Origin of the sequence: Paenibacillus sp. VTT E-133291 (genome assembly GCF_002264395.1) — a bacterium.
Taxonomy (GTDB): Bacteria; Bacillota; Bacilli; order Paenibacillales; family Paenibacillaceae; genus Paenibacillus_AQ; species Paenibacillus_AQ nitricinens.
The window spans coordinates 1-22448 of sequence record NZ_NFVA01000047.1 but is presented as its reverse complement, the minus strand read 5'-3'; the positions used below and the strand labels follow the sequence as shown (position 1 = coordinate 22448).

Here is a 22448-nt window from a genome sequence, read left to right as displayed (position 1 = left end):
AATAGATGCTGGCGGGTGAGTTCATACCAGGGGCATGTCCGGATTGTTGGACAATCTTTGGATTAAGAAAACGGCTATCATCTACAGGGATGACGGAGCCGTTTTTTCGTACAATATCAGATTTGCCAACTATGATAACAACACAGCCGATGCTTAAGCAATCCTCTATTATTATGAATCTATTCACTACATCAAGAACGCACATGGATACTAACGGGGGAGAGATGAAAATGACAGATTTTACAAGAAAGCCTTTAGCAGATTGTGTACCTGAGCTTGTGGCTACGGCCAGAGGAGATAAACCGGCAACACTAGTAATTACAGGTGGGAAGCTGGTCAATGTATGCTCTGGTGAAATTTTAGAAGGAATGTCTGTTGGTGTGCAAGGTGGACGTATCGCTTATGTTGGTAAAGATGTGACACATATGATTGGTGAAGGGACTCAGGTCATTGAGGCGAACGGTAAGTATATAGCTCCGGGACTACTCGATGGCCATTGTCATATTGAGAGCACCCAGCTTACCGTTACAGAATTCTCACGCGCGGTTCTGCCGCTGGGCACAACAGGCGGTTTCTTTGATGCTCATGAGATTGCTAATGTATTCGGGCTGAAAGGGATTCAATTAATGCTCGATGAGATGCGGGGAACACCGTTAGCGGCTTACATGCAGGTAGCTTCTTGTGTGCCTGCGGCAGGTGCGGAATTCGAGACAACGGGAGCTTCTATTGGACCAGAAGAAGTGGCAGAAGCCTTTACTTGGGGACCTGACGTGATTGCGCTGGGTGAAGTGATGAATTTTCCTGGCGTTGTTTATGGCGATGAGAAAATGCTTGGAGAAATTCAAGCTACGCTGCGGGCAGGCAGATTTGTAGACGGTCATTTCACATGGCCTTCCAGCGACTGGAGACTGCCCGTGTATGCGGCGGCAGGTGTGACTGGCGATCATGAGTGTGTGACGGCAGACGATGTGATTGAGCGCGTTCGACTGGGGATGTATGCCAAAATGCGCCGTGGCTCCGCTTGGCATGATGTGGCTAAAACAATTACAGCCCATACAGAACACGGCATTGATACACGCCGAATGATGCTGGTAACGGATGATCGTAGTTCGGAATCCTTACGAGATGAGGGGCATATGAATTTCGTTCTGCGTGATGCTATTGCTCAAGGTGTTAAGCCCATAACAGCTATCCAAATGGCTACCATTAATACTGCTGAACGCTTTGGTTTAGCGCGGGATATCGGTTCTATTACTCCGGGTTCTTTTGCAGATATCATCCTTCTGGACGGGAATTTGGCAGATATTAATGTAGTGCTGACGATTGCCGCAGGTGCAGTTGTTGCTGAGAACGGAGTAATGACGGCAGAGCTTGCTGAATTCACCTATCCGGAGGAAGTGTTGGCTTCGGTTCATTTGCCACAGCGTCCTACTTCAGAAGATTTCATCATTGCTGCTCCAATTCAAACCGGTGAACTTACTACAAGAGTTATTAAAGTAAGAGAAAATCATGTGGAGACTATTGAGCGTATGGTTTCGATACCAGTAGTCGAGGGGCAACTGGATGTAAATGCTATAGAAGGTTTGTGCAAAATCGCCGTGCTCGAAAGACATAAAGGTACAGGCAATAAATCAGTGGCCGTTGTCGAAGGTATTGGATTTAAAGAGCCGGCTGCCATTGCAATGACGGTTGCTCATGATAGTCATAATGTACTCGTCATCGGCAATGATGATGAGTTAATGGCTAAAGCTGCAAATGCGGTGGCGGATGCCCAGGGTGGTGTTTGCATGATCACGTCCAGTGGAGAGACGTTATTCCCGCTGGCTATTGCAGGCCTAATGTCCACGGAACCCTTCGAAATTGCTGCTGCAAAATCAGCTGCGATCAGCAAAGCGCTATATGATGCTGGCTGTACTTTGAACTACGCGTTTATGACCTTATCGCTGCTTGCTTTGGCAGTTATCCCGACATTGCGAATTACAGATAAAGGACTGGTTCGGATTTCACCGGAAGACGGAATACAGCTAGTGCCGCTGTTTGTTTAAGAAATAACAAGTAGGCAAAAGACTGTTTAGAGGTCGTTTATGACCAATCTGAACAGTTTTTTTGTTATGAAAATAATGAGATTTAAGTTTTTTAAGTATACATATTAAACAGATGGACAAAGATTGAAACATTTTTTTTGTGGAATTAATGAAAAAATATTAACAAAGCGTAGTCAGTTGACGATAATAATGTTAAATTAGATAAAAATTAAAGTGAATGGATAGAGTTAATTTTACATGATTGGCATATAACGAAATTAAAGATATCATTAGATTTCAGATAGCCCAACTAAGAGGGACGAGGTGCATAGAGATGATCAGACTAGAAACGCAAGACATTCTAAATATTAGCATGAAGCAAATGGCTAGTATTTTTAAAATGAAGCCGCTTGAGCTGAGATTTGTCACCGATTTTCAGGGTGAGAAATATCTCTTAACCAATGATAAGCTACACCTCAGCAACCAGCAGTATTGGGCAAAGGTTATGGAATGTGTCTTTGAGGATCATGTTAGACCTGTGTTAATGTGTGAGGTGTTATATTTCCTGCGTAATGAATTTCTGGAAAGTGATATTAAGATTTGCTTCTCTTATAATTATGCAGAGGATGGGAACGGAGAAGCTACGGCAATGGCTGAAGTCTCGTTTAATGACTCTGCTGATTTAGAGCCGAGTGAGATCGCCGAGCTGATCGACTTTGCATTGACCTTACAGGATAAGCAATGGTTCCATGAACTGACTACTAAATATAAGCAGCTTACAGCTTAAGGATCTTTTTAATTCTTAGATCTTATGAACTGGCATAGCAAACCGTTTTGTCTGCAGCAAAGAATATTTGCGGACAAGACGGTTTTTTATGTTACCAGCCTATGGCGTTTTGTGCAACATGCTGAGCCAGAAATTGAAGCCAGTCCTCATGATTATTCAAGCAGGGGATCGCTGTGAAGTCTTCAGCATGTCCTCCTCCAGCCTCGAATTGTTCGCGCCCTTCTATTGCTAGCTCGTGCAGCGTTTCCAGACAATCCGTTACAAGTCCCGGTGAGAATATCAAAGGTTTATGAATTCCGCGTTCCGCTAGCTTTCCCAAAACATCAGCTGTAGAGGGACCTACCCATTCTTCGCGTCCGAAGCGTGATTGAAAAGTAAGCTGCCAGCGTTCGGGCTCCCAATTCATAGCTGAAGCGAGAAGACGCGCGGTTTCCATACATTGCTCTGGATAGGGATCGCCTGTATCTGCATAACGCTTGGGGATGCCGTGGAAGGTTAGTACGAAATAATCAGGATCAGAGTTCAGAAGTTTCATTTGCTGAAGTAAATGCGACTTCATAGCTAAAATATAACCGGGTTCATTGTAATAAGCATCTATAAATCTGAGCGCTGGAATCAGTCGCTTCGTAACCGGTCCAGTGGAGCTTTGGCGTCCTAATGCAGCAAAACTTGCTTGATCGAAGACAGATGCCGTCGTAGTGGACGAGTATTGCGGGAATAGCGGCACAATGATGATTCGTGTGACTCCGGCAGCTTCCAATTTGTTCATTGCTTGCTCCATACTGGGTTCGCTATACGCTAAGCCCAGCTCTACTTGATAATGCGGACCTAGAAATGCTTGCAAACCAGACTGCTGAGTTAATGAATGGGAGAGTAAAGGTGATCCTTCTGTTGTCCAGATTTGTCTGTACAGCTCAGCCGAGCGGCGTGGACGAAAGCGCAGAATAACGCCTCGCAGCAAAGGCTGCCAGAGCAGTGGTGAATAATCTATAATTCGGCGGTCGGATAAAAAACGTTTCAGATAAGGACGTACCGCCTTTGCAGTAGGTGCAGTAGGTGTGCCAATTTGGGCGAGAATAACTCCAATAGGTGGCTGTTTGTGCAATGGATTTGACTCCTTCCCATGTTAGAGATCGTTTTAAAATAGCATATCTATTCTTGAAAACACAATAATCGAGATCACGTTATTTACATAAGGAAGAGGAAGAGGGGATATTTTCTGGAAAAGATTATTAAAAATCACAATCTTGAGCAAATAGTGATATTTCTTATAGGGTGTGTGATTTTAGATACAGAGGAATGGCGGAAAACTTTGGTAGTATCAAACCAGAAATTGATGAAAAAACGCATTCATTCTTTTTCTATCATCTTATGTGAATTATTTCACCTTTTATGCGGTTTATTGTTAAAAGGAAGGAATGAATAGATTTAAGGCATTCTTTTTTGGAAAGTGATGGGTCGCGCATTGGCATGAGAGGGGGGATGGGTTCTTATGAAGAGAGAAGTCACGCTTCATAAGAAGAGAAGGGGCACTGTGAAAGGTAAGTTTGGTTAAGAAAAGCTATATATCACTGGGGATTTGGTAAAGGAGAATTTTATTGAAAAAACTAATTTCTTTAACGGTTAGCGCGGCAATATTGTTAGCGCCATTTGCTTACACACTTAATGTGCCTGCTTTGAACTTGAAGGTGGATGCAGTATCCGCAGCTTCTGAAGAAGCGGATGCACCAGCAGTCAAACCAACAGCAAAACCAGCAGCAACAGCAAAGCCAGTAGCAACACCAAAAGCAACAGCAAAACCAGTAGCAACACCAAAGCCAACAGCAAAACCAGTAGAAACACCGAAAGCAACGGTAAAACCAGTAGCAACCCCAAAGGCAACAGCGGCACCAGCAGCAACGACAAAACCAGCTACAACGCCAAAAGCAACCGCTGCTCCAGCGGCTACAGTAGTTCCAGCAGCGACTGTTAAGCCTGTGCCTACAGCAATTCCGGTTACAGTTAAGGAAAATGTATATCAAGATGGAGTTTACGTAGCGTATGGCGATGCTTACTCCAAAGGTACCGAAGGCGCTAAGATCGAAATTAAAGATGGAAAAATTACTAGCATCGATCTCCTGAGAACCAGCCCTAAGCTGATCGACAGAGATGCTCGTAACAATTATAGCGCTTTATGGCAAGCTTATGGATTGATGGAGAATAAATTGATTGGCAAGACAAGAGATGGAGCAGCTGCAGTAGACGCTGTTTCGGGAGCAACACGCTCTAGTAATGGATGGAAATTGTCTGTAGACAGAGCGTTTGAAAGAGCTCTAACAGTGAAAGATACAGATGCAATTTACTTTGATGGTGTTCATATGGGCATAGATCCTTCAGGTAAATATGCAGTATTTGCAACCTACGAATCCAATAAGCTCACAGCTGTTAAGGTGTACCCGCTGAACAGTGCCGGTGATTTCGTGGATGAGAAGGCCTACACAGCTGAGCAATCCGCAGCAGTTGCAGCTATAACACCAGCATTGCTGGCTAAAGGAACAGCTGCAGAGCCTGTTGCAGGACTCGAAGCCGACTTTAAGGCTGCGATTAATGCCTTCTGGGATGCTGAGCAGAATGCAAAGATTGACAATGCTTCTGCTTATGTAGACGGATTCTATTCCTCTTATGGAACTGCAAGAAGTGTGGGTGTTGAAAGAGCTGACATCGTGATCCGCAACGGTAAGCTAGTGGATGTGAAGCTGTTCAGACTTGGGAACAACCTAATTGACAGAGGTGCAACAGCTTATGCGGAAGTTGTAAAAGCTAATGCTCCGATGACAGCTAAGTTGCTTGCTAATGGATCTTACTTCACTAACTATGATGAGAAGGTTGATGGAATTTCTGGCGCTACAGAAAGCAGTCACGGTTGGAACCAAGCCGTAGAAAGAGCTTTTGAAAAAGCACTAAAGGTTCCTGGTGAAGTTAGATATTTTGACGGAAAATTCGCAGGTGTAGATAACCGATCTAAAGTATTACTGCTTGTTGATATGGCTTCAGATGCAGTTACAAACATTAAAGTAAGCTTGTTCAGTGCTGACGGCAAGCTGATCGCTGATGACAAGCTAAGTGCAGAACAAAAATCACTGGTGGGTACACTTACTTCAGGATTACTTGAAAAAGGTGTGCAAATGTCCGATATCACAGGTCAAGAGGAGCTATCCGCAGCTGCCAAAGCTGCACTGACGGATGCTTTGACTAACGCATCCAAAGTTCAAGGGACCTATAAAGACGGAACGTTTACTGCATTTGGTGATGCTTATGATAAAGGAACAAATAGAGCAGACGTTACACTACGTAACGGTAAGATCGTAAATGTTGCTTTGTATCGTGTAGGAATGAATCTTGTGGATAGAGGCAAAGCTGCTTACCCAGAGGTGGTAAAAGCAATTCCACAATTGACTTCTAGCTTCCTTGCAGCAGGTACTAGAGAAGCTGTGCAAGCTGTAGACGCTGTTTCCGGTGCAACTAGTAGTAGTGTAGCTCTCAAGACTGCGGTGGATAGAGCATACGGGAAAGCTGAAATTGTAGAAGCTAATAAAGCGGCTTACTTTGATGGAATCTTCATTGGTGTAAGTGCTGATAAGCTTGTGAATGTTATGACATATGTAGAACATGGCGTTCCTGTTAAAATGCTCGTTTACTATTTAGATAAAAACGGAAATACAAGACCGGTTAACCAGTTGACTGACGCTGAGCTGGCTGTGAAGAGCGAGATTGAGTCGACTTCCACAGGTTATAGCTTACACAAGTATGGATATCGCGCAGCAGCCTTCGGAAATAATGATGCTGAGAAAGAAGTATCTGAAAAAGTGGTAGAAGCTATTAAATCAGCCCTTGAATCCGCTGGTAAATAAGCAATTATCAATCAATAGTTAATCTATACAGGGGGTTATTCTAGAGCCATATTATGGCCCGTGGAGTAACCTCCTTTATCTACCTGTACATAAAAGTGAAAATAGATCGTATAGTGATTTAAAGGGATTTTGGACGTGAGTGTCTAAAGTTTAATATAGAGGGCAGGTACAAAGCCTGTTATTAATAGGAGGCTTCAACATGACACAAATTAAACAGCTCGCTCCACAGGATGAATTTGTTGGCTTTTATCTCTTAAGAGAGCTAGCGATCAAACAAACGAACGGTACTCCTCCAAAGGATTATTTCGACCTGGTCTTGGGAGATTCCAGTGGACAATTGTCCGCGAAATATTGGGACGTCAGCACAACCGATAAAGAAACTTTTTTTCCTATGGCACTGGTGAAGGTTCGCGGGATTGCGCACACTTATCGTGAGAAATTGCAAATCAAAGTAACCAAAATCAGATTGGTGAACGATGAGGATGGCGTAGCGTTAACGGATTTCATTCGCTCCGCTCCTATTCGTCCAGTAGACCTTATTCATACGATTAAAGGGGTTATGGCAAGCATTACAGATCCGGAGATTGCTTCGATTGTCTCCTTTTGTGTAAGCAAAGTGGAAGAGAAATTGATGCATTATCCGGCTGCCAAAACGCATCACCATGCTTATTTTGCCGGACTTGCTTATCATATGGTCCGTATGCTGGAGATTGGGGATTTTCTGTGCAAGCAGCGTCCATTCCTGAATCCAGATTTAATGAAAGCTGGAATTATTCTGCATGATATCGCGAAGCCGGAGGAGATGGTCTCTCAGCTCGGGATTGTCTCAGAATATAGTGTTCAGGGTAAGCTGATTGGTCATATTTCGATGGCATCTAACTGGATTACGGAAGCGGCCATCCGTTTAGACATTGATTTGAATTCAGAGAAGGTTCTAGCGTTACAGCATCTCGTATTGTCACACCATAACCTGGGTGAATGGGGCAGTCCTGTTCAGCCGCAAACGGCTGAGGCCGTAGCGCTGCATCATATTGACGCGATGGATGCGAAGCTGCAGATGGTCGAGGATGCGCTGGATACCACACCAGAAACCGAAGAATGGACGCCATTCATCAGAGGATTGGAGAATAAAGCAGTATATCGGATGAAGATTTAGTATGTTGTGTTGATCTTGGTTGGTGATCTGGATGAACCGATGGGATGTTCACTGATCGCTGATAGAATATACGGAATTCTTCCCTATAATGACCAGCAAGGTTAGATTTCTTCATAGTGAATGAATCGGCATGTATGCTATATCATTTTCGAATGCAAAACACCCAACCAGCTGTTATAAGCCGATTGGGTGTTTTTTGCTAAACAACTTAATATTTTCTTATAAATAGAAGTTTTTCGTTCTTTGATTGTTCACAGGTTTCTTAGCAGGCTTACTCTTACGAGCAGAAAAAGGAGTGTATCCACCAGCAAACATTGTTCCGCTAGTATATCCTTGGCTGCTAGAGAGCAAAAGCGGGTCAAGGTGTGATTCTCGCTCCATAAGCATTAATAGAACTAAAGCCGCTGCGCGTGCGTCATCGAGAGCGTCATGGTGCTTCAGCTCAATGCCGAAATGCTCGGATACTACATTAAGTTTATGAGAGGGAAGCTCGGGCAGCATTTTTTTCCCTAATAAATAAGTACATAAGTATTGAAAGCTCGGATAGCTTATGGACATCCCATCGAGGCAATACCGCAGTACACTCATATCAAAAGCGGCATTGTGTGCTACAACGATTCGTCCATGCAGCAAAGGTTCAACGGCGGGCCATAATTCGTGAAAAGTAGGTTGACCGATTACCATGGAGGGGGTGATGCCATGTATCGAAATGTTCATGCCGTCAAACCGCTGTTGCGGATCGATCAGCCAAGAATGTTCTGCAGTGATAACGCCATCTTTAACTTCCACAAGTCCTAAAGCACAGGCGCTGGATCGACTGGAATTCGCCGTTTCAAAGTCAATTGCTATAAAGTCCATTCGTAAAGCTCCTCATCTATCATATATACATTCATATTAAAGTAGTAAAATGATAAATACAATCTAGTACAAGTTACAAATAGTAGTTGAGTAAAAATAAGGTGTACAAGAAGTGTTGTAGCTTTTTCAAGTTTCGTTATCTTGCTATCCTATTCAAGAATCCGTACACTGCAAAATAGATATTGTATATTATTGTTAAGCTCAAAAACGGGAGGACATACTTTGGGAGTTGTAATCACTAAATTTTTTGAATATGGACAAGCAGAAATCGATTACCTCGGAAGTGTGGACCCAGTGCTAGGTGCGGCGATGGCGCGAATGGGGAAAGTGGAACGTGTGATTATTCCAGATCTTTTCACTGCGCTTATTTATGCCATAGTAGGTCAGCTAATCTCAGTCAAAGCAGTTCGGACCATCTGGACAAGAACGCAGGCTCAATTCGGAGAAATCACTCCGCTGCAGCTAGCTTTACACACGGCGGATGAGATTCAGGGTTGCGGTATGACGATGAAAAAGGCGGTTTGTATTCATGACATTTCCAAGCTGATTGCTGATGGGGCGTTTAAGCTGGAGGAACTATATGGGTTATCCAATCAAGAGGTTATTCAAAGACTCATGAAGTTAAAAGGCATCGGTAAGTGGACAGCAGAGATGATGCTTATCAATTGTATGGAGCGCCCAGATGTAGTTAGTTGGGGAGATATCGCCATTCGTCGTGGCATGATGAAGTTGTATGGGCTTGATACGCTTACCAAAGAGGACTTCGAACAATACCGTCTCAGGTACTCACCATTCGGTTCGGTAGCCTCCATATATTTATGGGAGATTTCATTTCAATAATTAATACGTAGGGAGCATTATAGTGGAGAAATCAATAAAGGAACAGCTAGTGGAGTTGGCAGATGCGGACTACCAGAAGTTTTCTGCGGCTTTACTTCCGACGATTGATAATGTGATAGGAGTCAGGCTACCGGAGCTGCGTAAACTCGCCAAAACCATTGCAAAGGGTGACTGGAGAGCCTATTTGGAGCACGCCGAGTCAGATTATTTTGAAGAAGTAATGCTGCAGGGTATGGTGCTTGGTTACGTGAAAGCAGAGCTTGAAGACATCCTGCGATATATCGCAGATTTTATCCCCAAAATCGATAACTGGTCGGTATGTGATAGCTTTTGTACAGGACTGAAGATTACCTTGAAGAATAAAGAACAGATGTGGGATTTTATAGTTCCGTATCTATCATCTGACGAAGAATACGAGATTCGATTTGCGGTAGTAATGATGCTTAATTTCTTTATTGAAGAAGCGTACATCAACCGGATTTTACAACTACTCGATAAGGTCAGACATGAGGGGTATTATGTAAAAATGGCAGTTTCTTGGGCGTTATCGATGTGTTATGTGAAGCTGCCTGCGGCTACGATAGGTTATTTGAGAACTAATACTTTAGATGATTTCACCTATAACAAAGCTTTGCAGAAAATCACAGAGTCTTACCGTGTAGATCCGGAATCGAAAAAAATGATTCGCGGGATGAAGAGGAATAGAAAAAACAAGCCCCTTATATAGCTCAGTAGCTGAGAAATAAGGGGCCTGTTATTATATTTATTTTTTGTCGGTATTGATTTTCCGGTTGCGGATACGTTCAATTTCATCATCAACAGCACTACGAAGGTTAGGATCAATGGACGAAGCTGCGCCTGCTCCTGAGTTGGATTTATACTTGGCGTTTTCCGCCAGAGCTTCCCACTCGAAAATCTTCTCTTCCATTCGTTCGAAGCCACGTGAAGCGGTACCCACATTAGGTCCTTTTACACTGTTGCTATGAGGAGCGGAGCTTAGTGTTTCTGTAGCTTGCTGAGCACGAGCGATAAGTTCAGTTCTTTTCGCTTTAAGCTGTTCGCGCTCTTCTTTAGCTCTAGCGATATTGATCTCCAGCTCTGCCAGGGATTGCTGCGTTTGCACCTGACTATTGATACTCTCATCCAGCTGTTCTGTATACCGCAGCTTGGCCATGAGTGCAAGGCGCGCTCTTTCTTCATTTCCTTGCTCAACCGCCTGAACGGCTTCAGCTTCGCTTTGCTCTATCAACTGAGTATATTCTTGCTTACGGCGTTCCAATACACTCGCTGTAACTTTTAAATCACGCTCATTGCGTTCTGCCGCAGCTATTTCGTTCTCAAGATCGCGCAGATACTGACCTGTCAGTAGCACTGGATTTTCTAATTTGTTCAGACCTTCGTGTAGGGCAGCTTTAGTAAGGGTGGAAATTCTTTTGAATAAACTCATGTTATATCTCTCCTTAGTATGTTTGATTGGTATTAAAGGACGATCTGTTAATAGAAATCATGTCCATCCGAAAAGCTGCCAAAAGGTTCTTTAGGGACGATGATGCTGGCGATAAAGTAAAAGATAAGTACGGTACCGAAGCTGAAAAGTGCTGCCGCAACCGTTACGAGACGGAGAATTGTGGCATCGATGCCTGACCAACTGGCAAGACCTCCGCATACACCACTAATTTTCTGGTCACTTCTGGAACGATATAATTTTTTCATTTATTATTGTCATCCTCTCTTATGGGGGTGAGTATTATTAAATCTTGCAACCCGCTTGCTTATGTACTTATTGTATAGCCTTTTCGAAAGCGGCAAAACGGCCTGAAGGCGGTTTTAAATACCAGACCTGAGTCGAGGTTCGTTCCCGCAGGAAGGCGGGGGAAATAAGTTCATGATTGTGGATGAACTACAAATCGCGGTTGAAGTTAGGTACAATAAAGAGAGGAATACTTGTGGCGGTGTCGAAATATGCTTATATATGACTACTACGGAATTGGGGGCTGAACATGAGCTTTTTTAACAAGGTAAAGGCAGGCGTAAGCGAGGCTGGGAATAAGGCAAAGACAGTGGTGGAGATCAATCGTTTGAAATTACAGAACAACAGCAAGCAGAATGACATTGACCAGCAGTATCAAGTAATGGGTAAACTGTTGTTTGAAGCTGTAACACAAGGAGCAGGACCACTGCCGAGTGAGCAGATCGAGAAGAATATTTCCCGTATTCTTGAACTGAAATCGGAGATTGAGGTCAATCTGCAGCAAATCGCTGGGTTGTCAGATGTGAAGCAGTGTAAAGCATGCGGTGGCAATGTGGCTATTGAGGCTCGCTTTTGTCCGAGTTGTGGATCAACTTTTGAAGCATCCAATGAACCTATTCGTGATGTAACACCATCGTCGATTACTTTGGATAAGAAGGAATAAACTTACTGCATACAAGGAATTCATGGAAAAAAGGACAGCTTAATAGCTGTCCTTTTTTATTTTTAGGAGAGAGGTTGTTTAAACCTTGGCAGCAAAACGTTTCTTGAAATAATAGACAATTAGCAACATAAGCGGCAGAACAAATGCACAGGTGAAATCCCAATCTACCCAGTAGGCGGGGATTTCCTTTACATAAAAAATGATGTCTTTGGCAATCAGTTGTGACATACCAAATAACAAAAATCCAGTGGGTAGGATCAGAGGACGGTGGCTTTTGAGTTTAAATAATTGGGCTGTACCTAAGGTTAAAGCATAGTAATAAATGGCTGTTTTGAAGTACGTGCTGATAATCCATGCAGTAGCCATAAGCGCTTCAATACGTTGTAGGGAATTAGCAATATTAATTTTTTGAGCAAGAATATATGCGGCATAAAATTGATGTTCAGAAGCGTAAACACCAAGAACGGTAAGTGAAAAAAATAAGATGAGGTTAAGTCCCAGAGCTCCGATGATCAGGGCTATGAAAATATCCCGGCTTGTTTTGCTATTCTTCTGAGCATAAGGATATACCATAAGAAACACGCATAATTCACCAAAAGGATAAAAAACACCATACATCAAAGTATGGAGCATGTCCGGTACTGGTGTGTTCATAATGGGGTATAAACGTTCCATTTTGACATCGGGAGTCAGCAGAAGCAGCAGACCGATCAAAAAAACTGCAAACAAAGGGAAAAAAAGCTGAGCTGCCCGTCCCAATGTTTCCAGACCCAGTCGTACACCATATAACAGTAGGAAAATGGCCATAAAACGGATAACCCCACCGGGTGTCTTCTCGTAAATCTGTGTACACATGAAATCTTCAATTTCTCTTATGTAAGTTGAAGCGGCAATCAAGAAGAACACTAGATAGAACAAGGCTACAGCAGTTCCGGCCCATTTTCCTAGAATTTGTAGGCTAAGCTCGATAATATTCTTGTTTGGTTCAATGTCTGCTAAGCAGAGCAACAGTTTTATGGTCGCTAGGCCCAAGGGAATACTAATCAAAGCAGCAATCCATGCATCTTGTTTCGCTCCTGATATCATTAACGCTGGATATACAAGTGCCATATCCCCAATAAATGTGAATAACCCAAGTATAATCATTTGATTGGTACTAATTCGATCTTTCTCCAAATGCATATACCCCCTCAAATTTATTGGACTAGTTTTAGTATGGTTGTAGTTACCAGAATTATGCCATTCCGAATTTTAATTAGAAAGGAATAATTATCAAAATTAATATCAAACTATACTCATTAATCTAAGTGAAGTGGAGGCTACATCATGAAGAGTTCGGAGACTGGTAGATTATCAAATCGATTGAAAACCAATATTGCTCAGTTGTACCAATTGATGGGTGAAAGCTCTGATGTAGTGATCAAAGAGTTGCAGATAGAAGAAAACACTCATATTTCTTTGATTTACATAGATGGTCTTGTGGATACTCAGGTGCTGCATAATTCAATTTTGTATTCTTTGCAGGAACATATTCCTTATGAACAGCTGGGGAAGCTTGAGCCCGAGCAGAAGATTGAGATCATTAAGAAACAGATATTAATAGCCGGTGATCTAACCGTCATCGTTGATTTCAGCCAATTTGTACACGAATTATTGTCCGGTAGTGTAATGCTGCTGCTCGATGGGACATCCACCGCTCTCCGGATCGGTTTACCTGGCTGGGAAGACCGCAATGTAGGGGAGCCCAGTTCCCAATCGGTTGTACGTGGTCCAATGGAAGGATTCACTGAGAATTTGCGGACGAATACGGCACTGGTTCGGCGGAAAATAAAAGATAGCCATTTATGGCTGGAAACCGTTCAGATCGGAAGGGTGACTCAAACTAGCGTATCCATTATGTATCTAAGCAACATAGCGAATAAGGAGTTGGTACAAGAAGTAAAACGCCGTCTGAATAAAATTGATACGGACAGTATTCTCGAGAGTGGATATATTGAAGAATTTATTCAAGAGACGGTATTTACACCTTTTCCTACCGTATACAACAGTGATCGTCCGGATACGATTGCAGCAGGTATTTTGGAAGGAAAAGTGGCCATTCTTGTTGATGGAACTCCTTTTGTACTATTGGTACCCACATTTTTTGTAGCATTTTTTCAGTCTGCTGAGGATTATTACCAAAGGGCCGATATTGGAACATTGCTGAGGTTAGTTCGTTTTATTTCGTTTTTTATTACTTTGCTTGCACCTTCATTGTATGTTGCGATTACTACTTATCATCAGGAGATGATACCGACCAATCTTGTAATTAGTTTAGCTGCCCAGCGGGAGAGTGTTCCTTTTCCTGCTTTTGTCGAGGCGCTGATCATGGAAATGACTTATGAGATTTTGCGGGAGGCCGGGGTGCGGATACCTAAAAATATTGGACAGGCGATTTCCATTGTCGGAACGTTGGTGATTGGGCAAGCAGCGGTTGCAGCGGGTTTTATTTCATCTGCAATGGTCATTATTGTATCGCTTACAGCCATTTCTAGTTTTGTTATTCCGGAGACAGGAATGTCTATAGCTGCGCGGATGATCCGTTTTGTGCTTATAGCTTTTGCCGGATTTATCGGATTATTTGGAATTCTATTCGGAATTTTTATCATCGTACTGCATTTGTCGAGTTTGCGTTCTTTCGGAATGCCTTACATGAGTCCGCTCGGACCTTATAATTCAAAAGACTTAAAAGACTCTGTTTTTCGCTTTCCGTGGCCTTTTTTAAAGACAAGACCTGCTGAGAACAAAACGCAGAACCTATTTCGTCAAAGCACATCCAGTGATGAGGAATCAACACAATGAATAAAAAATTAGTTAGAGGCGCTCTTCGATTGATGATAGCTCTCCAATTTACGCTAGTGCTAAGTGGCTGTTGGGAAAGAAAGGAGCTAAATGAGGTAGCCTTTGTCCTGGGGATAGGGATCGATAAGGCTGAAACTGGTTATACAGTTTCGATGCAGGTCGTTATTCCATCTGCGATTTCCTCACAATCGAATGGAGGAGGGGGAGGCACTGGAGTCCCAGTGGTTGTTTATAAATTTACGGTACCTACGTTTTATGATGCGCAGCGTAAGTTGAATCTGGATAGTTCCAGGACGAGTTATCTTGGTCATATCCGGGTGTTGGTTATTGGGGAGGAACTTGCCCGCTCCGGAGTGGGCGAGATACTTGACGTATTTAAAAGAAGTCGGGAAGCTCGAATGGATTTCTACGTTATGGTTGCCAGAGATACAACCGCCAGCGATGTCTTGAATGTCCTTACACCTATGGATAAATTACCAGCGAACAAATTATTTAGTTCCCTAGATAATTCTTATAAAGATTCAGCAAAAACAGTCGCTGTCACGCTGGATGATTTTATTGAAAATTTATTGGCTGAAGGTGAACATCCTGTACTGACAGGAGTGGAAGTTATGGGAGATCCCAAAGAGGGGGGAGATAAAAGCAATGTAGAGCGAACAATGCCTAAGGCGAGATTGGAATACCATACTGTAGCTGTGTTCAGAAAAGACAAACTGATCGGTTGGCTAAACGAGGGTGAAACGATTGGTTACAATTATATCAACGATAAGGTAACCTCACATTCTGGCCCGATAGCTGGAAAAGACGGAAAGCCCATTGTTATCGAAGCGATCCAGGCTTCAACCAAACGCAAAGTGAAAATTATTGATGGAGAGCCGCATATTTACCTTAATGTGAAGGCGCTTTGCAACATTGAAGAAGTGCAAAGTACAGAAAATTTGGAATCGGAGAGCACCATAAGACGTTTGGAAAAGGAAACAGAGGAACGGATTATAGAACGGATGCAAAACACTGTGGAGCAAGTAACTAATCGCTTCAATGTTGATATTATGGGATTTGGACAATCGATCTACCATGCCAGCCCTAAAGCTTGGGCAAAGCTACAGCAAAAAAAGGGCGACGATTACCTTAAATCATTGCCCATCCATTATAGTGCCTCAGTAGTTATTAACCGCGTAGGTCTAACAGATAATTCTTTTCTTGAAAAAATCAAGGAGTGAAGCCAAATGATAATACTGTTTTTTTTGGTGATTGCTGTTGGTTGTATGGCACTTGATTTGCCTAAATTAATACGAAAGCGCCGAGTACGTGATCTTAGCGTATATTTTATATTTTGGATTTTGGGGCTTGGCGCGACCTTATGCGCGTTGTTAAAGTTGAACATCCCCAGTCCGCTGTTTCTAATTATCCTTATCTATAAGCCAATAAATAATTTGTTTGGAATATGGTTTCATTAACAACGACGGATTTGCAAACTACCAAACCCCTTAGAATATACATTGGATAAAACTTCTGGTTTTTCTGATGAAATTCTAAGGGGTGTATTTTTTATGTCGATCAAAATATTGATTGCTATATACAATTAAATACAATAAAGTTGTCATATAGAGGATAATTTTGTCGATTTTTCTGCAAAAATGTTCCAATTCGCATTGCATCAGGTGACTTTAGGGTCTATGAGGTTCGAATCCTCCTCCTGAAAAAGACAGAAGAAAGTGGTGCACATAATGAGTAGCAACAGATTTGAGAACAAAGTAGTTATTATTACAGGTGCAGGTACAGGAATCGGAAAAGCTACAGCCTTAAGAGTAGCAAGTGAGGGTGGTACTGTAGTAGTTGCCAATCGATCAGATGCTGGAGCTAACACAGTTGAAGAAATCAAAGCTTTAGGCGGGCAAGCGTTGTTTGTTCGGGCAGACGTTTCTCTTGAAGCAGACTGCAAAAATATTGTAGATCAAACATTGGCAGCCTACGGAAAAATTGATTGCCTTTACAACAACTCAGCAATTACAGGAGATAATGCGGATGTTACAGAATATGATCCGATATTGTTTCAAAAGGTGATTCAGACAAATCTTAATGGCCAATTCTACATGTTGCATTATGCATTACCACATATGAAATCCGGAGCTTCCGTTCTAAATTGTTCCTCTTTGCATGGTATTTTCATTGGGATGGCCAATGATGCAGCCTATTCAGCAAGTAAACATGCCATTGTAGGCATGACTAAATCGGTTGCCAAAGAAGTGGGTCACCGGAACATCAGAGTAAATGCTATTTGCCCTGGTCCTATCCCAACACCAACCATGAACAGATATGAAAAGCTGTTGTCTGATGATGTAGAGATGCTTCAATCTCTTATCGCTTCTGGAACGGCTCTGGGCAGATACGGTACGCCTGAGGAAGTAGCTGCGTTTGCATGCTTCCTACTAAGTGATGAGGCTTCCTTTATTACAGGTACAGCACATGTGATTGACGGGGGCTATTCCGCAACAAAGTAATTAAGGATTAATTTACTTATATAACAACTAATATATAATATTAAAGGCTTTGCGGCGTATTCTGGTTCCAAAAACCTGTAGGGTGACTGGATTAAAATTGGAAGTCGCACGCAGAGTCTTTTTTAGTTGTCTAAAAACAGATTCTTCGTATGTTGGCAAATTGCATGGTTGTAAGGGACAGCTGATACACAAAAATGAATGAATTAAGGAAAATATGACCATGGATATGTTGGAATTTGTAGAAAATTGTATTTTAATATAAATAAAAAAAGAAATTTGTCGATAATAATATAGGTAATATGTATTAGTTAATATTCTAGAAAGGGTGTTGTTATAAAAACGATACAGGAAGTAGATGTCTTCGCCCTGAAAAAGCCTGGGGCAGGTATTTTTTGTCTGTGAAGTTACATACATTTTCATCTCTATTATTAAAAAAATAACTTTAAAACTTGGAGGAAAAAAATTATGCCATACACAATTAAGTACAACCAAAATGAGAACCATATCGATGTAGTATCTATTGATTTTTCAGCTGAAGATGTTCCAGGATACCTTAAAGACTTTGAAAATATCATGAAGCTTGTTAAACCTAAATTTACAGGAACAACTGATGTAACTGAATCTAAAAGTGTACTTACTCCTGAGGTTGCAGCTATGCTAGCCCCTACAGGTGCGATGGCGAGTGAAGCTGGTCAAGCAGGATGGGCTTATGTAACTAAAAATCCAATTTGGAGAATGCAATTGAAACGTATTTTTGGTAGAGATTTTGCAGATGCTTACGATACCTACGAAGAAGCCAGAACATACCTAAAAAGTTTGCAATAATCTAATATTACAGTTAGCAAAAAAGTGCGGAGAATGTTCTCCGCACTTTTTTACTTTATCTATATTTAAAATTGAAAGTCTTCATCTTTTAGCGGCTCCACGTTAAGCGCCCGCACGTATCCATTCCCTTTTTTCGAGAAGAAATCATGCTGCTTGGTGTGGGTACTGATACCATTCTGAACAATCGGGTTGATCTCTTCCTCGTCGAATAGCGGATCATGGCCCAGATTCATCATGGCTTTATTGGCATTGTATCTAAGGAAAGTCTTAACCTCGTCCACCAGTCCGATGGGAGCATAGATCTGCTCTGTATAACGTTCTTCATTCTCATGGAGCAGTCTAAGGAGGTCTACCAGCTTCTGGTGTAGCTCGCGTTGCTCGTCCTCTGGAAGCCCGTCAAAGATCTCCTGCGCCAGTACACCGACATATACCCCATGAATGCTCTCATCCCGTAGAATAAGGTCGATAATCTCACCGCTGCAAGTCATTTTGCCTTGACCGGCCAGATATAGGGGGTAGAAGAAGCCACTGTAGAACAAGTAGCTCTCGAGCAGTACTGAGGCTGCCATGGCAAGGTACAGATCTTTGGGTGAATCTATTTTTTTGTAATATTGTGATATGGTCTCTGCCTTGAACTGCAGATAAGGATTCTCTTCAACCCAGCGGAATACACTGTCAATCTCCTCCGTGGAGGACAAAGTGGTGAAGATGCTGCTGTACGATTTGGCGTGAATCTGTTCCATCATGCCCATAAAGCCAAGCACAGCCTTGCGCTGAAGGCCTTCGACATGCTCCATAATCTGCGGCATACCTACTCCGCCTTGAATCGTATCCAGCAGCGTGAGTCCGCCGAGTACCTTCATATAGGAATCCTTTTCTGTCTCGCTGAGTGTGAGCCAGGACATTTTATCATCGGATAATGGGATTTCATCGTCCGTCCAGAATTGCATAATGTTCTGATTCCAGAACATCAATGAGAAATCGTCGTCAGGACGGTTCCAGTTAACGGCTTGGATAGCGGTCATAATATGGCAATCTCCTTTTCTGCGGCTATAGCCTTCCAGTTAGATAGAGCAGGTGAGGCATTCCTCAACGGACAGCTTTTTGGTCCGGGTGTAATACAGCGACTTCAAACCTTTATGCGCCGCGTACAGATAGGAGCGGGCCAGTTCTCTGGTGGAGACATCGCTGTTCACATGCAGAACGGTCGAGATGCCCTGGTCGATATGGGGCTGGATTTCCGCGATCAGATCGATTACCTTGAACTGATCCATTTGGTAAGCCGATTTATAGAAAAATACATTATCCGGCCGCAGGTACGGCATTGGATAGTAAGTCGTTGAATTGGCATAAGTCCGTGTCTCAATCTGCTCTACAATAGGCATAACACTTGAAGTGGCATTTTGAATATAGGAAATGCTGGCAGTTGGCGCAATCGCCAAACGGTAAGCATGATATAGACCCTTTGCTTTTACTGCATCGCGTAGTTGTTCCCAGTCCGCAGGGGATGGGATGAAAATATCACCGAACAGCTCTTGTACTCTTGGCGTTACAGGGCGGTAATCTGTAGTCAGGTAACGCTCAAAATAAGCTCCTGTCGCATAATCAGAAGCCTCGAATCCCTGGAAAGACCGGCCAGTTGCAGCAGCGATCTCCATGCTTTTCTCCAGTGAATGGTAGTTCATGGTCATGAAAAAGGTCCGGGCAAAATCGCGAGCCTGTTCGCTTTCATAGGCGATCTTGTTCTTGGCCAGATAGCCGTGTAAATTCATAACACCGAGACCAACCGAGTGCATCTCTTTGTTTGCTTTGGCTACGCCTGGGGCATTGGAGATGCTGGTCATATCGCTGACAGCGGTCAGGGCGATCATGCCCTCATGTACCGATTCACGGATTTTGCCATGCTCCATCACGTTGACAATGTTTAAGGAAGCCAGATTGCAGCTAACATCACGGCGGATAGTATTCTCCTGCCCGTAGTCGGCAATCTCAGAGGTCTCCTGCAGCTGGAAGATTTCCGTGCAGAGGTTGGACATTTTGATCTGTCCTACGTTTTTCAGGGCATGAGCTTCATTGGCGTTGCTCTTGTTCATAATATATGGATAGCCAGATTCCAGTTGGATCATGGCGATTTTGGTCAGCATATCCCGTGCGCTCATGGCCTTTTTCTTTTTGACACGTGGATCGGCTAGCAGCTTATCGTACATTTCATCCAAATCCATGTCATCAAGATGCGTGCCGTAAGCTTTGTACACACTGTAAGGGGCAAATACATGGAGCGGTTCATTGTCCTTCGCCAGCTTATAGAAGCGATTCGGAATGATTAGGCCGATGGACAGGGTTTTGAGTCTTGTTTTTTCATCGGCATTGATCTTCTTACTGTCGAGAAATTCAAGAACATCCCAGCCAAAAATGTTGTAGTAAGCGGCTCCAGAGCCTTTACGTTGACCCATCTGGTCAGCATAGGAGAAGCCGTCCTCCATCAGCTTGAGTACAGGTATAATGCCTTTGGCTGCATCTTCAACCCCTTTAATGGTCTCCCCGCGGGAGCGAAGCTTGGACAGGTTGACAGCCACGCCACCGCCGATCTTCGACAGCTGCATGCAAGTATTTAGTACATAGTTGATCGAATTAAGCGAGTCATCCATTTCAATAAGGAAGCAGGACACTAGCTCACCGCGACGGCTCTTGCCGGCATTCAAGAAGGTCGGAGTCGCCGGCTGTAGGCGCTGCTCCATCATTGAACGGGCAAGCATGCTGGCAGTGTCGGCGTTCCCGCGTCCTAGGTGAAGGGCAACTGCCGCCACACGGTCCGGGTAATGCTCCAGATATTGCTTACGGTCATTGGTTTTTACAGCGTAATCCGTATAGAACTTTGAAGCTGCCATATAAGATGGAAAACTGAAGTTGTAGGCATGGGTAATTTGATAAACTTCCTCAATTTCAGCCACGCTGTACTGCTCGTAAAAATTTTCATAGAAATCCTGTTCAATCATATAATCAACCTTGGCCTTTGTATTCGCAAAAACCAGGCTACGCCGTTCTACATCCCGCATAAATTCGGCTACTGCCTCAAGGTCTTTATCCAATTGAAAGAAGCCACTTTCGTCTCTCTTCATCAACATGTTGTTTAATTCAATATGCCGCAACTCGGCTCACCTCCTGTTTAATTCGTTCTACATCACCAAATGTGCCTGATAGTTCAAATTTCCCAATAACTGGCACGTTGTACCGATCTGCAATCAAGTCTGCACTATTCGCGAACAGCTCGCCCCAGTTCTTGTTGCCGCTGGCGGCGATGCCCTTCAAATTGGAATAATTGTTCTTTAAGAAAGTAGACACCTTCTCTGGAATTTGTCCAAAGCCGGTGGTATATGTAATAAGCACATAAGGCTCATCAATGGTCATATGCTCTTCAATCTGCACAGCTGGCAGCTTAAGCTTACCAATGAAGCGTTTGACGTTTCCTGTTTTCGAATCGTATGCGACTAGCATGGAGTCTCTCCCCCTGTATATATTAAACCTACATTAAATATGTAAAGATTGAATAGATAAGCTGTAAATACTGGAAAATCATATCCATACTATATTTAGTGTGCGTTGTTTATTTTAATCACTATATGTTGAAAAGTCAACATGGAAAGAGCCCTTATTTGTTGGGAATTAGTCTAGTAAACGTTCTATTAAAGTATTGAAATCGCGGAGATTCGCAGGTTATTGCAGTTTATTAAGGCAGTTGTACTGTTTTTGATGCTGGATCTTGCTGCATCATTTTTATCATGACTAATTAGCGTCGTTCCGTTGAGCAGAACTGCAGGCGGTGGAACATCTATCACGGGTGAGAAATATGCTTCTGATATTAGAGAATCTTTGCATATAGCTGTAGGTTAAAGTACATGGACTTAATCGGGTGGCAAGTGGAGGAGAACATTAATGAAGCTAAAGCGGTGAGACTAATAATGGGTTTGTACAATTTCCCCCGTACATGCACTTCTAGGCATCTACCCACATACAATAAGATGACCATGAACCCGTAAGGCTAACAGATCGGTTTCATTGTACAAGTGCGGGAGGTGTCGCCAAGTTGCCTGGATTCTTAAGTACGATCGCGTTGCTAATCAAAGAACTGACGTTGCTGGTATCCTACGTAAGGAACAACGCATTTCCACAGCCGCTCTCGGAGCAGGAGGAAAGCAAATACTTAGGCATGATGGCTGAAGGGGATGCTAAAGCCCGAAATTTGCTTATCGAGCACAATTTGAGACTTGTCGCCCATATAGTTAAAAAATTCGATAACACCGGAGAAGACATG

The 22448-nt window shown here is 42.9% G+C and carries 19 protein-coding genes and 1 pseudogene; 12 read left to right on the top strand and 8 right to left on the bottom strand.

Features of this window, described 5'->3' with window-relative positions:
• The first annotated feature begins 230 nt into the window (after nt 1-230).
• Complete coding sequence (locus tag CA598_RS18440) at nt 231-2045, top strand: adenine deaminase (RefSeq protein ID WP_094877436.1); 1815 nt, start codon at nt 231-233, stop codon at nt 2043-2045.
• A 313-nt stretch (nt 2046-2358) separates the two neighbouring features.
• On the top strand, nt 2359-2811 hold the full coding sequence (locus CA598_RS18435) for an IDEAL domain-containing protein (RefSeq protein WP_094877416.1): 453 nt from the start codon (nt 2359-2361) through the stop codon (nt 2809-2811).
• A 91-nt stretch (nt 2812-2902) separates the two neighbouring features.
• Here CA598_RS18435 and hemH read toward each other — a convergent pair whose 3' ends face one another.
• Nucleotides 2903-3916 carry a ferrochelatase gene (hemH, locus tag CA598_RS18430; RefSeq protein ID WP_094877415.1) on the bottom strand — a complete coding sequence of 338 codons (1014 nt, stop codon included), beginning with the start codon at nt 3914-3916 and terminating at the stop codon, nt 2903-2905.
• Nucleotides 3917-4409: 493 nt separating this feature from the next.
• Here hemH and CA598_RS18425 point away from each other — a divergent pair, with 493 nt between their 5' ends.
• Nucleotides 4410-6701 (top strand): FMN-binding protein, encoded by a 2292-nt coding sequence (locus CA598_RS18425; RefSeq protein ID WP_094877414.1) that lies wholly within the window; start codon nt 4410-4412, stop codon nt 6699-6701.
• Nucleotides 6702-6900: 199 nt separating this feature from the next.
• Nucleotides 6901-7857 carry a 3'-5' exoribonuclease YhaM family protein gene (locus tag CA598_RS18420; protein WP_094871230.1) on the top strand — a complete coding sequence of 319 codons (957 nt, stop codon included), beginning with the start codon at nt 6901-6903 and terminating at the stop codon, nt 7855-7857.
• Nucleotides 7858-8076: 219 nt separating this feature from the next.
• On the opposite strand, the gene CA598_RS18415 is transcribed toward CA598_RS18420, so the two are convergent.
• Nucleotides 8077-8715 carry a 3'-5' exonuclease gene (locus CA598_RS18415; RefSeq protein ID WP_094871228.1) on the bottom strand — a complete coding sequence of 213 codons (639 nt, stop codon included), beginning with the start codon at nt 8713-8715 and terminating at the stop codon, nt 8077-8079.
• Nucleotides 8716-8937: 222 nt separating this feature from the next.
• On the opposite strand from CA598_RS18415, the gene CA598_RS18410 reads away from it, so the two are divergent.
• Nucleotides 8938-9555, top strand: coding sequence for a DNA-3-methyladenine glycosylase family protein (locus CA598_RS18410; RefSeq protein ID WP_094877413.1), 618 nt, complete (start codon nt 8938-8940; stop codon nt 9553-9555).
• Nucleotides 9556-9577: 22 nt separating this feature from the next.
• Nucleotides 9578-10282 carry a DNA alkylation repair protein gene (locus CA598_RS18405; RefSeq protein WP_094877412.1) on the top strand — a complete coding sequence of 235 codons (705 nt, stop codon included), beginning with the start codon at nt 9578-9580 and terminating at the stop codon, nt 10280-10282.
• 36 nt (nt 10283-10318) lie between these two features.
• Here the strand turns inward: CA598_RS18405 and CA598_RS18400 are convergent, their stop codons facing one another.
• Nucleotides 10319-11002 carry a PspA/IM30 family protein gene (locus CA598_RS18400; RefSeq protein ID WP_094877411.1) on the bottom strand — a complete coding sequence of 228 codons (684 nt, stop codon included), beginning with the start codon at nt 11000-11002 and terminating at the stop codon, nt 10319-10321.
• A gap of 47 nt (nt 11003-11049) precedes the next feature.
• Nucleotides 11050-11268 (bottom strand): PspC domain-containing protein, encoded by a 219-nt coding sequence (locus tag CA598_RS18395; protein ID WP_042185808.1) that lies wholly within the window; start codon nt 11266-11268, stop codon nt 11050-11052.
• 287 nt (nt 11269-11555) lie between these two features.
• On the opposite strand from CA598_RS18395, the gene CA598_RS18390 reads away from it, so the two are divergent.
• Nucleotides 11556-11969 (top strand): zinc ribbon domain-containing protein, encoded by a 414-nt coding sequence (locus tag CA598_RS18390; RefSeq protein ID WP_094877410.1) that lies wholly within the window; start codon nt 11556-11558, stop codon nt 11967-11969.
• Nucleotides 11970-12047: 78 nt separating this feature from the next.
• Here CA598_RS18390 and CA598_RS18385 read toward each other — a convergent pair whose 3' ends face one another.
• Nucleotides 12048-13151: a GerAB/ArcD/ProY family transporter gene (locus tag CA598_RS18385; RefSeq protein ID WP_094877409.1), complete on the bottom strand. Its 1104-nt coding sequence runs from the start codon at nt 13149-13151 to the stop codon at nt 12048-12050.
• 144 nt (nt 13152-13295) lie between these two features.
• Between CA598_RS18385 and CA598_RS18380 the strand changes: the two genes are divergently transcribed.
• The 4 genes from CA598_RS18380 (at nt 13296) to CA598_RS18360 (ending at nt 18136) form a co-directional block, all read left to right on the top strand.
• The gene (locus CA598_RS18380; protein WP_094877408.1) at nt 13296-14810 is read left to right on the top strand and encodes a spore germination protein; all 1515 of its coding nucleotides are present in this window, start codon (nt 13296-13298) and stop codon (nt 14808-14810) included.
• Nucleotides 14807-16030: a Ger(x)C family spore germination protein gene (locus CA598_RS18375; protein ID WP_094877407.1), complete on the top strand. Its 1224-nt coding sequence runs from the start codon at nt 14807-14809 to the stop codon at nt 16028-16030. Before CA598_RS18380 ends, CA598_RS18375 begins: the two co-directional genes overlap by 4 nt.
• A 507-nt stretch (nt 16031-16537) precedes the next feature.
• A complete protein-coding gene (locus CA598_RS18365) occupies nt 16538-17311 on the top strand; it encodes an SDR family NAD(P)-dependent oxidoreductase (RefSeq protein WP_094871209.1) in 774 nt (257 codons plus the stop codon).
• Nucleotides 17312-17776: 465 nt separating this feature from the next.
• Nucleotides 17777-18136: a hypothetical protein gene (locus tag CA598_RS18360; protein WP_094871207.1), complete on the top strand. Its 360-nt coding sequence runs from the start codon at nt 17777-17779 to the stop codon at nt 18134-18136.
• A gap of 65 nt (nt 18137-18201) precedes the next feature.
• Here the strand turns inward: CA598_RS18360 and nrdF are convergent, their stop codons facing one another.
• The 3 genes from nrdF to nrdI are packed head-to-tail and all read right to left on the bottom strand — an operon-like array spanning nt 18202 to nt 21631.
• The gene (nrdF, locus tag CA598_RS18355; protein ID WP_094871205.1) at nt 18202-19161 is read right to left on the bottom strand and encodes a class 1b ribonucleoside-diphosphate reductase subunit beta; all 960 of its coding nucleotides are present in this window, start codon (nt 19159-19161) and stop codon (nt 18202-18204) included.
• Nucleotides 19162-19200: 39 nt separating this feature from the next.
• Nucleotides 19201-21285, bottom strand: a complete 2085-nt coding sequence (gene nrdE / locus CA598_RS18350) for a class 1b ribonucleoside-diphosphate reductase subunit alpha (protein ID WP_094877406.1) — start codon at nt 21283-21285, stop codon at nt 19201-19203.
• A complete protein-coding gene (nrdI, locus tag CA598_RS18345; protein ID WP_094871201.1) occupies nt 21272-21631 on the bottom strand; it encodes a class Ib ribonucleoside-diphosphate reductase assembly flavoprotein NrdI in 360 nt (119 codons plus the stop codon). The genes nrdE and nrdI overlap by 14 nt, the downstream gene beginning before the upstream one ends.
• A gap of 589 nt (nt 21632-22220) precedes the next feature.
• On the opposite strand from nrdI, the pseudogene CA598_RS18340 reads away from it, so the two are divergent.
• A pseudogene (locus CA598_RS18340) lies at nt 22221-22448 on the top strand (RNA polymerase subunit sigma-70); the annotation flags it as partial.

What these genes read in the sequence shown, in the direction of transcription:
- CA598_RS18400 (WP_094877411.1), bottom strand. Translation starts at nt 11,002, where the DNA reads ATGAGTTTATTCAAAAGAATTTCCACCCTTACTAAAGCTGCCCTACAC.
- CA598_RS18380 (WP_094877408.1), top strand. Translation starts at nt 13,296, where the DNA reads ATGAAGAGTTCGGAGACTGGTAGATTATCAAATCGATTGAAAACCAAT.
- CA598_RS18420 (WP_094871230.1), top strand. Translation starts at nt 6,901, where the DNA reads ATGACACAAATTAAACAGCTCGCTCCACAGGATGAATTTGTTGGCTTT.
- CA598_RS18415 (WP_094871228.1), bottom strand. Translation starts at nt 8,715, where the DNA reads ATGGACTTTATAGCAATTGACTTTGAAACGGCGAATTCCAGTCGATCC.
- CA598_RS18390 (WP_094877410.1), top strand. Translation starts at nt 11,556, where the DNA reads ATGAGCTTTTTTAACAAGGTAAAGGCAGGCGTAAGCGAGGCTGGGAAT.
- nrdI (WP_094871201.1), bottom strand. Translation starts at nt 21,631, where the DNA reads ATGCTAGTCGCATACGATTCGAAAACAGGAAACGTCAAACGCTTCATT.
- CA598_RS18375 (WP_094877407.1), top strand. Translation starts at nt 14,807, where the DNA reads ATGAATAAAAAATTAGTTAGAGGCGCTCTTCGATTGATGATAGCTCTC.
- CA598_RS18395 (WP_042185808.1), bottom strand. Translation starts at nt 11,268, where the DNA reads ATGAAAAAATTATATCGTTCCAGAAGTGACCAGAAAATTAGTGGTGTA.
- CA598_RS18435 (WP_094877416.1), top strand. Translation starts at nt 2,359, where the DNA reads ATGATCAGACTAGAAACGCAAGACATTCTAAATATTAGCATGAAGCAA.
- nrdF (WP_094871205.1), bottom strand. Translation starts at nt 19,161, where the DNA reads ATGACCGCTATCCAAGCCGTTAACTGGAACCGTCCTGACGACGATTTC.
- CA598_RS18385 (WP_094877409.1), bottom strand. Translation starts at nt 13,151, where the DNA reads ATGCATTTGGAGAAAGATCGAATTAGTACCAATCAAATGATTATACTT.
- CA598_RS18440 (WP_094877436.1), top strand. Translation starts at nt 231, where the DNA reads ATGACAGATTTTACAAGAAAGCCTTTAGCAGATTGTGTACCTGAGCTT.
- CA598_RS18365 (WP_094871209.1), top strand. Translation starts at nt 16,538, where the DNA reads ATGAGTAGCAACAGATTTGAGAACAAAGTAGTTATTATTACAGGTGCA.
- CA598_RS18360 (WP_094871207.1), top strand. Translation starts at nt 17,777, where the DNA reads ATGCCATACACAATTAAGTACAACCAAAATGAGAACCATATCGATGTA.